This window comes from Streptomyces sp. NPDC002742, assembly GCF_042888885.1.
Taxonomy (GTDB): Bacteria; Actinomycetota; Actinomycetes; order Streptomycetales; family Streptomycetaceae; genus Streptomyces.
The window spans coordinates 198,164-212,076 of sequence record NZ_JBIAQF010000012.1; the positions used below are offsets into that span (position 1 = coordinate 198,164).

The 13,913-nt window shown below is 71.8% G+C and carries 10 protein-coding genes; 7 read left to right on the forward strand and 3 right to left on the reverse strand.

The window, feature by feature from the left end; genetic code table 11:
- Positions 1-139: 139 nt before the first annotated feature.
- Both ACFYW8_RS23125 and ACFYW8_RS23130 read left to right on the forward strand, forming a co-directional pair.
- Entirely contained in the window at positions 140-1,693 is a 1,554-nt protein-coding gene (locus tag ACFYW8_RS23125; protein WP_389079410.1) for a hypothetical protein, read from the forward strand.
- On the forward strand, positions 1,690-3,627 hold the full coding sequence (locus ACFYW8_RS23130; RefSeq protein WP_389079049.1) for a glycogen debranching N-terminal domain-containing protein: 1,938 nt from the start codon (positions 1,690-1,692) through the stop codon (positions 3,625-3,627). The genes ACFYW8_RS23125 and ACFYW8_RS23130 overlap by 4 nt, the downstream gene beginning before the upstream one ends.
- A gap of 116 nt (positions 3,628-3,743) precedes the next feature.
- Here the strand turns inward: ACFYW8_RS23130 and dusB are convergent, their stop codons facing one another.
- Positions 3,744-4,961 (reverse strand): tRNA dihydrouridine synthase DusB, encoded by a 1,218-nt coding sequence (gene dusB, locus ACFYW8_RS23135; protein WP_389079052.1) that lies wholly within the window; start codon positions 4,959-4,961, stop codon positions 3,744-3,746.
- A 96-nt stretch (positions 4,962-5,057) separates the two neighbouring features.
- Between dusB and ACFYW8_RS23140 the strand changes: the two genes are divergently transcribed.
- Positions 5,058-6,521: an MFS transporter gene (locus tag ACFYW8_RS23140; RefSeq protein ID WP_389079057.1), complete on the forward strand. Its 1,464-nt coding sequence runs from the start codon at positions 5,058-5,060 to the stop codon at positions 6,519-6,521.
- A gap of 30 nt (positions 6,522-6,551) precedes the next feature.
- Here the strand turns inward: ACFYW8_RS23140 and ACFYW8_RS23145 are convergent, their stop codons facing one another.
- Positions 6,552-7,610: a helix-turn-helix transcriptional regulator gene (locus ACFYW8_RS23145; protein ID WP_389079061.1), complete on the reverse strand. Its 1,059-nt coding sequence runs from the start codon at positions 7,608-7,610 to the stop codon at positions 6,552-6,554.
- Between the two features lie 101 nt (positions 7,611-7,711).
- On the opposite strand from ACFYW8_RS23145, the gene ACFYW8_RS23150 reads away from it, so the two are divergent.
- The 4 genes from ACFYW8_RS23150 (at position 7,712) to ACFYW8_RS23165 (ending at position 12,366) form a co-directional block, all read left to right on the forward strand.
- Positions 7,712-9,142, forward strand: a complete 1,431-nt coding sequence (locus ACFYW8_RS23150; RefSeq protein ID WP_389079066.1) for an MFS transporter — start codon at positions 7,712-7,714, stop codon at positions 9,140-9,142.
- 443 nt (positions 9,143-9,585) lie between these two features.
- On the forward strand, positions 9,586-10,815 hold the full coding sequence (locus ACFYW8_RS23155; protein ID WP_389079413.1) for a M14 family zinc carboxypeptidase: 1,230 nt from the start codon (positions 9,586-9,588) through the stop codon (positions 10,813-10,815).
- Between the two features lie 106 nt (positions 10,816-10,921).
- On the forward strand, positions 10,922-11,128 hold the full coding sequence (locus ACFYW8_RS23160; RefSeq protein ID WP_355845540.1) for a hypothetical protein: 207 nt from the start codon (positions 10,922-10,924) through the stop codon (positions 11,126-11,128).
- Between the two features lie 185 nt (positions 11,129-11,313).
- The gene (locus tag ACFYW8_RS23165) at positions 11,314-12,366 is read left to right on the forward strand and encodes a chitinase (RefSeq protein WP_389079073.1); all 1,053 of its coding nucleotides are present in this window, start codon (positions 11,314-11,316) and stop codon (positions 12,364-12,366) included.
- Positions 12,367-12,494: 128 nt separating this feature from the next.
- On the opposite strand, the gene ACFYW8_RS23170 is transcribed toward ACFYW8_RS23165, so the two are convergent.
- Complete coding sequence (locus ACFYW8_RS23170) at positions 12,495-13,877, reverse strand: glycine--tRNA ligase (protein ID WP_389079078.1); 1,383 nt, start codon at positions 13,875-13,877, stop codon at positions 12,495-12,497.
- Positions 13,878-13,913: the final 36 nt, after the last annotated feature.

A 13,913-nucleotide genomic window follows, 5' to 3' on the forward strand; every position in this document is an offset into this window, starting at 1 on the left:
GACGGACGTCTTCGGGGAGACCTGAGTGGACAGCACAACCCAGCTCACCGCCCTGCGCAGGGGGCCCATCACCCCCGTGCGTACCTCCGGCACTCCGGCGCACGCCTCCGGCCCACCCTCTCCGCCCGGTCCCGGCGAGATCGTCCGTGGCGGATCACCCGTATACGATCCCGCGGGCCGGTCGGGGTCCCTGCACCTCAGGGCGTCCCGGGTGCTGAACGGCAACTGGACGGGAACGTCCACGGTGCCCTCGCGCGGTCTGTATCCGCACCAGTGGTCCTGGGACTCCGCGTTCATCGCGATCGGCCTTCGCCATCTGTCCCCGCTGCGGGCGCAGACGGAGCTGGAGACCCTGCTCGGCGCGCAGTGGGCCGACGGGCGTGTCCCGCACATCGTGTTCAACCCCTCCGTCCCGCTCGACGCCTACTTCCCGAGCCCCGACTTCTGGCGCTCGTCCACCGCCGGACGCGCCGCGGGCGCCCCGCGCACCGTACAGACGTCGGGCATCGTGCAGCCACCGGTGCACGCGCTCGCGGTGTGGCTGGTGCACCGGGCGGACCCCGGGCTGTCCCGGTCCCGCTCGTTCCTCTCCCGGATGTATCCCCGGCTGGCGGCCTGGCACCGCTATCTCCTGCACCGCCGGGACCTGGGCGGCGGGGGCCTCGCCAGCGTGGTCCACCCCTGGGAGCAGGGCATGGACAACAGCCCCTGCTGGGACGCCCCGCTCAGCCGTGTCACCCCGGCGCCCGCCCGTTCCTTCCGGCGCGCCGACCTCGACCACGGCGCCCCCGAGGACCGGCCGACGGATCTCGACTACGGACGGTACGTGCGGCTGGCCACGGACTACCGGGACCGGGGGTACGCGGACGGCGGCGGCGAGTTCGCCGTCGAGGACCCGGCTTTCAACGCCCTGCTGATCGCCTCGGAACACGCGCTGGCCCGGATCGCGCGGGAGCTGGGCGCGACGGGGACCGCCCGCCACGCGCGCGCCGAGCGGCTGACGGCGGCCCTGGTGGAGCGGCTGTGGGATCCGGCGGAGGGCATGTTCTTCTGCCGCGACGAGCGTGCCGGAGGCAATGGCGGGGGGAGCTACGGGAACGGCGGGCGGAGCGACGGCGACGGGAACGGGAACGGGCGGAGCGACAGGGAAGGCGGGGGCGGCGGGCGCGGTGCGCTGATTCCCGAGCGCAGTGTCGCCGGGCTGCTCCCCCTCATCCTCCCCGCGCTGCCGCGGGACATCGCCGCCACGCTCGTACGGACCGCGGGCGGGCCGCATTTCGGGCTCGGCGGGGTGACGCGGCTCGCACCCAGTTACGACCTGACCGGCGAGGCGTTCGATCCGCACCGCTACTGGCGCGGGCCGGCCTGGTTCAACACCAACTGGCTGCTGGAGCGCGGGCTGCGGCTGCACGGGGAGCACGGACGGGCGGACGCGCTGCGGGCCGCCCTGCTGGACACCGCCGGGGAGTCCGGGTTCGCGGAGTACGTGGACCCCTTCACCGGCGAGGCCTGCGGAGCACTCGGTTTCAGCTGGACGGCGGCACTGACGCTCGACCTGCTGCACGAGCCCTCCGGGGCGACGTCGATCGTGTCCCCGAAGGGGCGCGACGCGTTGATCGACACGGCACACAGCGCTGCGGGACAGCGCGTATTCGAGTTCGAGACGGGCGCCAAGGGAGGGGACCGGGGATGACGGACCGGCATCATCTGCTCGTGCACGGTGGAACGTTCGCCGCCGTGGGCGACGGCGGGGACATCAGCGGAGTGCGGGGCGGCAGCTCTCCGGACGGATTATTCGTACGGGACGCCCGACACCTCAGCCGCTGGCAGCTGACGGTGGACGGCGCGGTGCCCGAGGCGCTGACGCCGGTCGCGGACGGTGACACGGCACGCTGTGTGCTGGTCCCGCGGGGCGGTCGCAACGAGCCGCCCGCTTACACGCTCTTCCGTGAACAGGCCGTCGCCGAGGGCTCGTTCGTGGAGGCGCTGCGCGTCACCAGCAACCGTCCGACCACCACCACGGTCCGGATCGCGGTCACCGCGGACGCCGACTTCACGGATCAGTTCGAACTGCGCTCCGACTACCGCACGTACGCCAAGACGGGGGTCGTGCGCCAGCGCCAGGTCCTCGACGACGGCGTGGAGTTCAGCTACCGGCGCGGGGAGTGGCAGTCCCGTACGACGGTCACCTCCGAGCCTGCGCCGGACGGGGTGGAGGAGACGGGCACGGGCGCGCGTCGCCTCGTGTGGACCCTCGACCTCGAACCACACGGCTCGGCGGAGCTGGCGCTGCGGGTCGCGGCGCGTCCGCACGGCGCCGCGAACGAACCGCGGGTGCCCGCCTCGCCCGCCGCGGCCAATGAGCGACTCCTCGCCCTGGAGGGCGAGTTCGCGCGGGGGGTGCCCTTCCCGACCGGCTGGCCCGAACTGGCCGCGGCCTGTGCGCGGGGCCTGTCCGATCTGGCGGTGCTCCAGGTACCGGCGACGGGCCTGGACGGCGAGGAGCTGCGGGTGCCCGCGGCCGGGGTCCCCTGGTTCCTCACCCTGCTGGGCCGCGACGCGCTGCTCACCTCGCTCTTCGCGCTGCCCTACCGGCCCCAGCTGGCCGCCGCCACCCTGCCCGCGCTGGCCGCCACCCAGGCGGTCGAGGTGGGGCTGGGCGCGGTCGCCCAGCCCGGCAAGATCGTGCACGAGGTGCGGCACGGCGAGCTGGCGCACTTCGGGCAGGTGCCGTACGGGCGTTACTACGGTTCGGTGGACGCGACTCCGCTGTTCCTGGTGCTGCTCGGCGCCTACACCGAGCGGACCGGTGACGTGGCCCTGGCCCGCCGCCTCGAACCCAACGCCCGTGCGGCGATCGGCTGGATGCTGGACCACGGCGGGCTGACCTCGCGCGGCTATCTCGTCTACCGCGCGGACGGCGGCGGTCTCGCCAACCAGAACTGGAAGGACTCCCCGGGGGCCATCTGCTCGGCCGACGGCAGCCGCCCCAGCGGCCCGGTGATGGCGGCGGGCGCGCAGGGGTACGCGTACGACGCGCTGCGCCGCACCGCGCACCTGTCCCGCACGGTCTGGGACGACGAGGTCTACGCGGCGCTCCTCGAACAGGCCGCCGCCGATCTGCGCGACCGTTTCCAGCGGGACTTCTGGATGAGCGAACACGCCTTCCCCGCCCTGGCGCTGGACGGCGACGGCCGGCATGTCGACGCGCTGGCCTCGGACGCGGGCCATCTGCTGTGGTCCGGTCTGCTGGACAAGGAGTACGGCGAGCTGGTCGGCCGCCGGCTCCTCGAACCGGACTTCTTCTCCGGCTGGGGCGTGCGCACACTCGCCTCCGGCCAGCCGGCGTACCACCCGCTGTCGTACCACCGGGGTTCCGTCTGGCCCCACGACAACGCCCTGATCACTCTGGGGCTGGCGCGGTACGGCCTGCACGACGAGGCCCGTACGGTGGCCCACGCGCTCGTCGACGCCGCCACGGCCGCCGGTCACCGTCTCCCCGAGGTCCTCGCGGGCTACGGCCGCGACACCCATGCCGAGCCGGTGCCCTACCCGCACGCCTGCGTACGGGAGTCCCGTTCGGCGGCGGCACCGCTGGCCCTGCTCACGGCGGTGGGTGGCGCCTAGCGGGTTCGGTCCGGTGCGCGCGGGCGGCGCGCACCGGACGTCCGGCGGATCGGCACCGATCGTTCGGCGGCCGGTCCGCGGGACGTCCCGCGGACCGGTACCGGGCATCCCTCGGATCAGCCGCCGGAGGTGTCCAGTTCGGCGTCCTCGGACACGCCCGCGCAGTCGTAGGGGTCCTTCAGCCAGCCGTCCGGCAGGACGACCCTGTTGTTGCCGGAGGTACGGCCGCGGGGTCCGTCGGCGCCCGTGGGCCACGGCTGGTCGAGGTCCAACTCGGCGAGACCGTCGGAGAGTTCGGCGAGCGAGGAGGTGATCGCGAGGCGCCCCCGCATCTCCGAGCCGACCGCGAAGCCCTTGAGGTACCAGGCGACGTGCTTGCGGAAGTCGATGACGCCCCGTGCCTCGTCGCCGATCCACTCACCGAGGAGCGTGGCGTGGCGGACCATGACAGCGGCGACCTCGCGCAGCGCCGGCCGCGCGTAGGCGTCGGCGCGGCCCTCGAAGGCGGCCACCAGGTCGCCGAACAGCCACGGCCGGCCGAGGCAGCCGCGCCCGACCACGACCCCGTCGCACCCGGTCTCGCGCACCATCCGCAGCGCGTCGTCCGCCGACCAGATGTCGCCGTTGCCGAGGACGGGGATCTCCGGCACATGCTCCTTGAGCCGGGCGATGGCGTCCCAGTCGGCCGTGCCGCCGTAGTGCTGGGCCGCGGTCCGGCCGTGCAGCGCGATGGCCGTCACGCCCTCCTCGACCGCGATCCGTCCGGCGTCGAGGAAGGTGATGTGGTCGTCGTCGATGCCCTTGCGCATCTTCATGGTGACGGGCAGGTCCCCGGCGCCGCTGACCGCCTCGCGCAGGATCGCGCGCAGCAGGTGGCGCTTGTACGGGAGGGCGGAGCCGCCGCCCTTGCGGGTGACCTTGGGGACCGGGCAGCCGAAGTTGAGGTCGATGTGGTCGGCGAGGTCCTCTTCCGCGATCATGCGGACGGCCTTGCCGACGGTGGCGGGGTCGACGCCGTACAACTGGATCGAGCGCGGCTTCTCGGTCGCGTCGAAGTGGACCAGCTGCATGGTCTTCTCGTTGCGCTCGACCAGCGCCCGTGTGGTGATCATCTCGCTGACGAACAGTCCCTTGCCGCCACTGGCAGCATCCTTCGGGGGACGACCCCCGAGCCCCCAGCCGTCGCCTTCGGCGAACCCGCGGCACAGCGTGCGGAACGGCGCGTTCGTGATCCCGGCCATGGGGGCCAGGACGACGGGCGGCTGCACCTGGTGGGGGCCGATCGAGAGCGTGGAGTTCAGCGTGGAGTTCACGGTGGACGTGGGCGTGGGCATTCCCCCATTGTGGCGTACCGGGCCGGATGCTCGCGCGGAAGATCATGTAGCAGTCATTAGTTAGACACACTATCGACAACGACGTACCCTGACCGCATGCCTGAGCTCAGCCACCGCCGCCGCATGCTGGTGCTCGCGATCTGCTGCATGAGTCTGCTGATCGTGAGCCTCGACGTCACGATTCTGAACGTCGCCCTGCCCTCGATGCAGCAGGAGCTGCACGCGAGCGTCGCGGGCATGCAGTGGACCATCGACGCGTACACCCTGGTGCTCGCCTCCCTGCTGATGCTCGCGGGCTCCACCGCCGACCGCATCGGCCGGCGCAAGGTCTTCACGGCGGGCCTGGTGCTGTTCACCATCGGCTCGGTGCTCTGCTCCCTCGCCCCGAACCTCGACATGCTCATCGTCTTCCGGATGGTGCAGGCGGTCGGCGGCTCGATGCTGAACCCCGTGGCGATGTCGATCATCACCAACACCTTCACCGACCCGCGCGAACGCGCCCGCGCGATCGGCGTCTGGGGCGCCGTGGTCGGCATCTCCATGGCCGCCGGACCGCTGGTGGGCGGACTGCTCGTCGACACCGTGGGCTGGCGGTCGATCTTCTGGATCAACCTCCCCGTCGGTCTCGCCGCACTCCTGCTGACGCTGCGCTTCGTCCCGGAGTCCCGTGCCCCGAGGGCCCGCCGCCCCGACCCGGTCGGCCAGCTCCTCGTCATCGCGCTGCTCGGCTCCCTCACGTACGCGATCATCGAAGCGCCCACCTCCGGCCTCGTCCACACCCTGGCCTTCTCCGTGATCGCCCTCGCCGCGCTCCTCGGTCTCCTGCGGTACGAGCCCCGGCGCGACGAACCCCTCATCGACCTGCGCTTCTTCCGCTCGGTGCCGTTCAGCGGGGCCACCGTCATCGCGGTGAGCGCGTTCGCGGCGCTCAGCGGCTTCCTGTTCCTGTCGACGCTGTACCTGCAGAACGTGCGCGGGCTGAACGCCCTGCACGCGGGCCTGTGGATGCTGCCCATGGCGGCCCTGTGCTTCGTCTGCGCGCCCATATCGGGCCGCCTGGTCGGCAGTCGCGGCCCCCGGCCGTCGCTGCTGATCGCCGGTGTGGCGATGACCGTGAGCGGTGTGCTGTTCGCCGCCTTCGAGGCCGAGACGTCGAACGTCACCCTCGTCATCGGCTACGTCTTCTTCGGGCTCGGCTTCGGCTTCGTGAACGCCCCCATCACCAACACCGCCGTCTCCGGGATGCCCCGTGCCCAGGCGGGCGTCGCCGCCGCCGTCGCCTCGACCAGCCGGCAGATCGGCGGCACCCTCGGAGTCGCCGTCATCGGCGCGGCCCTCGCCTCCGGCATCCGGGCCTCCGCCTACCGGGACACCTTCGTCCCGGCCTCCCGCCCCGGCTGGTGGATCATCACCGCCTGCGGTGTCGCCGTCCTGGTCCTCGGCGCACTCACCAGCGGACGCCGGGCCCGCGCGTCGGCCGAGCGCACGGCCCGCCTGCTGGAGTCCCCCGAGATCCGGGAAGCGGCGGGCGTACGGGCCCAGGACCCCTCCGCCGCCTGACCGGACCGGCGGTGCGGGGCCGTCCCCGGATCAGACCGCCCCCGCCGCCTCCACCCGGGACCGCGCTCCGGCCCGGTCCTCGTTCTCCGCTCGCGCCCCGGCCCCGGCCTCGGCCTCGGCCTCCAGCACGATCGCGTGCAGCCTCTCAAGCCGTTCGCGGCTCTCCTCGTCGTGAGGCGCGTACGTCACCATGCGGGCGCCCAGGTCGGGGGCGAGCCACAGGTCCGTGTGATCGACGGTGACCAGACCGACGTACGGGTTCGCGAACTTCTTGGTCTTGCCGCGGGCGGCGGCCACCTCGTACCGGTCCCAGTTCTCGCGGAACTCGGCCGACTCGGCCCGCAGCCGCTTCAGCAGGGTCTTCCAGGCGGGCTCCCCCAGATGCCCGGCCATCGACGCGCGCAGCTTCGCGGCCATCAGCCTCGTCGTCTCGTCGAGCAGGACGATCGAGGCGCGCCACTCCGCGTTGGTGTAGGCCAGGAGCACGCAGTTGCGGTCGGCGGGCGGGACCGTGTCGAGGTCGCGCATCATCAGCCGGGCGTAGGTGCGGTTGTACGCCAGGATGTCGTACCGGCTGTTCTGGATGCAGGCCGGAACGGGCTCCAGCTGCGTCAGGATCTGGCGCAGCGCCGGTGTGATCACCGCGCACTGCGCGGCGGGTGTGGGATCGACCGCTCCGGCGAGCTGGAAGAGGTGGGCCCGCTCGCTGGTGTCCAGCAGCAGGGTGCGGGCCAGGGCGTCGAGAACCTGCTCGGAGACCTGGATGTCGCGCGCTTGTTCGAGCCACGTGTACCAGGTGACCCCCACCGCGGAGAGCTGGGCGACCTCCTCGCGGCGCAGGCCCGGCGTCCGCCGTCGGCGGCCACGGGGAAGCTGGACCTGCTCGGGCGTGATGCGTTCGCGGCGGCTGCGCAGGAAGGTGGCCAGCTCGTGCCGCCGGATCTCCCCTGCCCGCCCTGCCCGGGGCGCCGCACCGGGACCCGAGGCCACCCCACCGCCGGCCGGCCGCACCGGGTCCGGGTCCTGGCCCGTGGCCGCCGGTCGCGCGGGCACCGCGCTCATCGCCGTCTCGCGTGCCATCGTCGTCATGCCTCCACCCTGCCGCTCGGCGCAGCCTGTTGCCAGGTAGTGCTTGTACCAGGACAAGAAGACTCTGGTACCCGTCTGAGTACGGGAGAAGTCTGGAGGACGTGACCGAAACCGGAACTCTCACGACCACCGTCCGCGCTCCCACGGCGCCACCCGCGCTCAGCGGCCTCGGACTCTTCACCGTGCTGCTCGGCGCGGCGCTCCCCCTGATCGACTTCTTCATCGTCAACGTAGCCCTTCCGACCATCGGGCATGACCTGAACGCGAGCGAGGCCGTCCTCGAACTCGTCGTCGCCGGCTACGGGGTCGCGTACGCCGTCCTGCTCGTCCTCGGCGGACGGCTCGGCGACCTGTTCGGGCGCCGCCGCCTCTTCATCGGCGGCATGGCGGCCTTCGGCCTGACCTCGCTCGCCTGCGGCCTCGCACCCACCGCCTGGACCCTGGTGGCGGCGCGGGTCGCGCAGGGCGCGGCGTCCGCGGCGATGCTGCCGCAGGTCCTCGCCACCATCCAGTCGGCGACCTCCGGACCCCGCCGGGCCAAGGCGATGAGCCTGTACGGCGCCACGGCCGGCCTGTCCATGGTGGTCGGGCAGATCCTCGGCGGCCTGCTGGTCGCGGCCGACATCGCGGGCACCGGCTGGCGCTCGGTCTTCCTCGTGAACGTGCCGGTCGTCGTGCTCGGCCTGGTCCTGGCCCGCCGTGCCGTCCCCGAGACGCGCTCGCAGCGCCCGGAGCCGGTCGACGCCCCCGGCACGATCCTGCTCGCGGTCGCCCTGCTGGCCCTGCTCGCCCCGCTCACCGAGGGCCGGGCCGCGGGCTGGCCGCTGTGGACCTGGGTGTCCCTCGCCCTGTTCCCGCTCGCGGCCGGAACCTTCTACCTCGTCGAACGCCGAGCCGACCGCCGCGGCCGCACCCCGCTGGTCCCGCCGAGCCTGTTCGAACTGACCTCGCTGCGCCGGGGCCTGATCATGATCGTGCCGTTCTCCATCGGCTTCAGCGGCTTCATGTTCGTGATCGCGGTGGCGCTGCAACGCGGCGAGGGGCTCGGCCCCGTCCCGGCGGGGCTGGCCCTCGCGCCGATGGCGGTCGTCTTCTTCGTCACGTCCCTGTGCGGACCCCGGCTGATCGGCCGGTACGGCACCCGGGTCGTCACCGCGGGCGGGCTGATCCAGGGGGCGGGTCTGGCCCTGATCACGCTGGCCGCCTGGCGCTCCTGGCCGGACCTCGGGGTGGCGGAACTGCTGCCCGGAGCGGCCGTCGCCGGCGCGGGCCAGGCGCTCCAGCTGCCCGTCCTGATCCGGATCGTCCTCTCCGAGGTGCCGCCCGCGCGGGCGGGCGTGGGCAGCGGCGTGATGGCGACCACCCAGCAGGCGGCCCTCGCCGTCGGGGTGGCCACGCTCGGCACCCTGTTCCTGTCGCTCGTCCCGTCCCACGGGATGCGGGACGCCCTGGTGACGACCCTCCTCGCCCAACTGGCCGGCGTGGCCCTGACCACCGCGCTGAGCCTGCGGCTGCCGCGCACGATCGGCTGAGGGTCCGGCCCCGCAGCCCTGAGGCCGGCCGCGTCGACCGCCCCGCCCTTCGCCGACCCACCGAACACGCCGGGCACATGCCGAACATGCCGAACATGCCGACGGCAGCGAACACGCCGGGCACACGCCGGCCGTGACGACCGGTATCCAACCTCCGTGCGGCCACCGGCATATGCACTGGCCATGAGCGCAACTCCCCTATCCTCAGGGGCTGTTGACACTCGTGATGCGTCATGTCGTACTGAGTCGCACTGAAGTCGAACGGAACGCGCCCGGCGACGGCCAGGAGCGTTCCGTTCGGCCGACCCGCGATCCGCGATCCGAGGAGGCTCCGTGACCGAGATCAAGATCCGCGCGCTGGACCAGGGAGAGACCTGGGACGACAGCGGTTCCGGACTCTGAGCTATCCCACACCCGCCGACGTCACCCGCACCGCCGAAGCCCTGGCCGCCCGGCACCCCGGCCTGTGCAGGCTGAGCACGATCGGCCACTCCCGGCACGGCGTCCCGCTGCGGATGCTGAGCGTCGGAAAGGGGTCACACCACGCCCTCGTGGTCGCGGGCGCACACCCCAACGAGTACGTCGGCGGGGGCACCCTTCTGGCGCTGGCCCACCGGGCACTGGGCGGCGAACGGCCCGGCACCGTATGGCATCTGGTGCTGTGCCTGGACCCGGACGGAGCCCGCCTCAACGAAGGCGGACACCGCGCCGACACCCTCTTCGACCACTACCGGGCCTTCTTCCGCCCCACCGCCGACGAACAGCCCGAATGGGCACCCGCCCTGCCGAGGCCACGGTTCCTGCCGGAGAGCCGCGCCCTGCTCGACGTCATCCGCCGGCTGCGGCCCTACATCCAGATCTCCCTGCACAGCACGGACATCGGCGGCACCTTCGCCCAGCTCACCCGGGACGTCCCCGGCCTCGACCGGACCCTCGCCGCCTCCGCCGAACGGCTCGGCATCCCGGTCGAGAGGGCCCCGCTGGACGCCCTGCACTGGCCCACGAGCGCCCCCGGTGTCTTCGTCCTGCCGCCGCCCGGAGCACCGGAACGTCCCACCGCCTTCCCGGAGAACGCCCACCGTTCGACCTGGCTCGCCCCGCACGCCTACGGTGGCGTCACCGCGGTGGTGGAAGTACCGGTCTGGGCCGCCGCCGGGTTCGCCGACCTGGCCCCCCACCCCGCTCCGGAAGAGCGTCTGCGGCACTGGGCGGAACGCCTGCGGGCCTACGCCCAGACCGTCCGCGGCCACTACGAACTCGCCCGCCCCCACCTCCCGGCACCCAGCCCGGACTCCGGCTTCAGCATGCGCAGGGCGGTGGCCGAAACCCTGCGCGTCTGCGGCCCGTTGGCTGACAGCTGGGACCCCGCGCACCCGTCGTTCACCCCGCTCCCCGGCCTCACCCGCGCCCGCACGGCCAGCATCGAGGGCTTCGCCCGTCGGACCCCGCTGCGGGCCGCCGCCATGCTGCTGCGCCTCCTGGAGGAGTACGCGCCCACCCCGGGGACCGCGCCTCAACGCGCCGAGCTGGAAGCCCTCGTCGCGCGCTGGTGCGCCGCCTACTCGGCGAGTTTCACGGCGACCTGGGTCCCGGTGGACCGGCAGATAGAACACCAGGTCAACGTCACCACCGCCGCCGTCGAGGCCGCCGAAGGACATCTGGCCCCCTCCTGAGCGTGATCTTGCCCTCACCGAACTCGCCACCGAAGAGCCCCCGTTGATCTTCACCATGCTGCACACTCCTTGCTGCGCAGACGAAGCGGTAAAACCAGGAGGTGTCATGCTGCAGATCAACACGAGCAAAGTAAGCCGCTGGGACCAGCACGGCCGCGAGCACACCGTCCGCGTACAACGGGCGGGCGTACAGCGCACCATCAAATGCGACACGTGCGGCTGGCGCAAAAACGCCCAATTCCTCCCTTGGTTGAAGGCGGAGGAACACCTGGCCGAGGAACACCAGGCGACGGTCGACCCCAAGGAGGCCTGAGGGCTGCCGCCCGGTTCACGGCGCGGACACGGCGCCGCGTCGGGCCAGATCGGCGAGCACCGGCCCACGTCCGGCCCGCACGGAGCCATCACCCCCACTTTGGTCCAGACCTATTGACGAAAGGTCTGGACCGCGCGACTGTCATGCCTACGACACCTCACCGCACCCCCACCGGGAGGCCTCGCATGATGCGCCGGAAACTTCGTCTGCTCGCCGTCGCGCTGGCCGCGACCGTCCTCACCCCGCTGTCGGTCGCGGGCGCCCCCAGCGCCTCGGCCGCGGACACCTGCGCCGTGAGGTCCCGCCCCGCCGGAAAGGTTCTCCAGGGCTACTGGGAGAACTGGGACGGCTCGTCCAACGGTGTGCACCCGCCCTTCGGGTGGACGCCGATCACCGACTCCCGTATCGCCGCGCACGGTTACAACGTGATCAACGCGGCGTTCCCCGTCATCCGCTCGGACGGCACCGCGCTGTGGGAGGACGGGATGGACGCGGGGGTGAAGGTCGCGACGCCCGCCGAGATGTGCGCGGCCAAGGCGTCGGGGCAGACGATCCTGCTGTCCATCGGCGGAGCGGCCGCCGGGATCGACCTGAGCTCGTCCGCGGTCGCCGACCGTTTCGTCGCGACGATCGTGCCCGTCCTGAAGAAGTACAACTTCGACGGGATCGACATCGACATCGAGACCGGGCTCGTCGGCAGCGGGACCATCGGCCAGCTCTCCGCCTCGCAGGCGAACCTGATCCGGATCATCGACGGAGTGCTGTCGCGGATGCCGGCCGGCTTCGGGCTGACGATGGCACCGGAGACGGCGTACGTCACCGGCGGCAGCGTCGCGTACGGCTCCATCTGGGGCGCGTATCTGCCGATCGTCAAGAAGTACGCGGACAACGGGCGTCTGTGGTGGCTGAACATGCAGTACTACAACGGCAGCATGTACGGCTGTTCGGGCGACGCGTACTCCGCGGGCACGGTCCAGGGTTTCACCGCCCAGACCGACTGTCTCGACAAGGGGCTCGTGGTGCAGGGGACCACCATCAAGGTCCCCTACGACAAGCAGGTGCCGGGGCTGCCCGCGCAGTCCGGCGCCGGAGGCGGCTACATGGCGCCGAGTCTGGTCTCCCAGGCCTGGCGCCACTACGGCACCGGCCTCAAGGGCCTGATGACCTGGTCGGTCAACTGGGACGGCTCGAAGAACTGGACCTTCGGCGACAACGTGAAGGCACTGCAGGGCCGCTGAGGCCGAAAGGACCGACCGGCGGCACGCCGACGCCGCCGGTCGCACCGACGCCCGGACACCCCATGGTCCGGGACAACGCGAAGCCCCCGGCTCCCGCACGGGAACCGGGGGCTTCGTGAGCGCTCGGGTCAGCAGCCGACGAGGCGTGCCGCCAGGTAGCCCTCGATCTGGTCGAGCGAGACACGCTCCTGCTTCATGGAGTCGCGCTCGCGCACCGTGACGGCGTTGTCGTCGAGGGTGTCGAAGTCGACGGTGACGCAGAACGGGGTGCCGATCTCGTCCTGGCGACGGTAACGGCGGCCGATGGCGCCCGCGTCGTCGAACTCGATGTTCCAGTTCTGGCGCAGCGCGGCGGCCAGACCCTTCGCCTTGGGCGAGAGGTCCGCGTTGCGCGACAGGGGCAGCACGGCGACCTTGACGGGCGCGAGGCGCGGGTCGAGGCGCAGCACGGTGCGCTTCTCCATCTTGCCCTTGGCGTTCGGCGCCTCGTCCTCGACATAGGCGTCGAGCAGGAAGGCGAGCATGGCGCGGCCGACACCGGCGGCGGGCTCGATGACGTACGGGGTCCAGCGCTCTCCGGCTTCCTGGTCGAAGTAGGAGAGGTCCTGGCCGGAGGCCTTGGAGTGCGCGCCGAGGTCGTAGTCGGTGCGGTTGGCGACGCCCTCCAGCTCACCCCACTCGTTGCCGCCGAACTGGAAGCGGTACTCGATGTCGGCGGTGCGCTTGGAGTAGTGGGAGAGCTTCTCCTTCGGGTGGTCGTACCACCGCATGTTCTCCTCGCGCAGGCCGAGACCGGTGTACCAGTTCCAGCGCTGCTCCATCCAGTACTCCTGCCACTGCTCGTCCTCGCCCGGCTTGACGAAGAACTCCATCTCCATCTGCTCGAACTCGCGGGTGCGGAAGATGAAGTTGCCGGGCGTGATCTCGTTGCGGAAGGACTTGCCCATCTGGGCGATGCCGAACGGCGGCTTCTTGCGCGAGGCGATCTGCACCTGGGCGAAGTTGGTGAAGATGCCCTGGGCGGTCTCGGGGCGCAGGTAGGCGACGGAGCCGCTGTCCTGGGTCGGGCCGAGGTGGGTGGAGAGCAGGCCCGAGAACTGCTTGGGCTCGGTGAAGGTGCCCTTGTTGCCGCAGTTGGGGCAGTTGAGGTCGGCGAGACCGTTCTCCGGGAGGCGGCCGTGCTTGGCCTCGTAGTGCTCCTCCAGGTGGTCGGCGCGGAACCGCTTGTGGCACGAGGTGCACTCGGTCAGCGGGTCCGTGAAGGTGGCGACGTGACCGGAGGCGACCCACACCTCGGGGGCCAGGATCACGGACGAGTCGAGACCGACCACGTCCTCGCGCGACGTGACCATGTAACGCCACCACTGGCGCTTCAGGTTCTCCTTGAGTTCGACGCCCAGCGGGCCGTAGTCCCAAGCGGCACGCTGTCCGCCGTAGATCTCACTACAGGGGAAAACGAAGCCACGGCGCTTGCTCAGGCTGACGATGGAATCGATCTTGTCGGCGGCCACGGTGCTCTCTTCATTACGAACGGACGGCAGCGAATG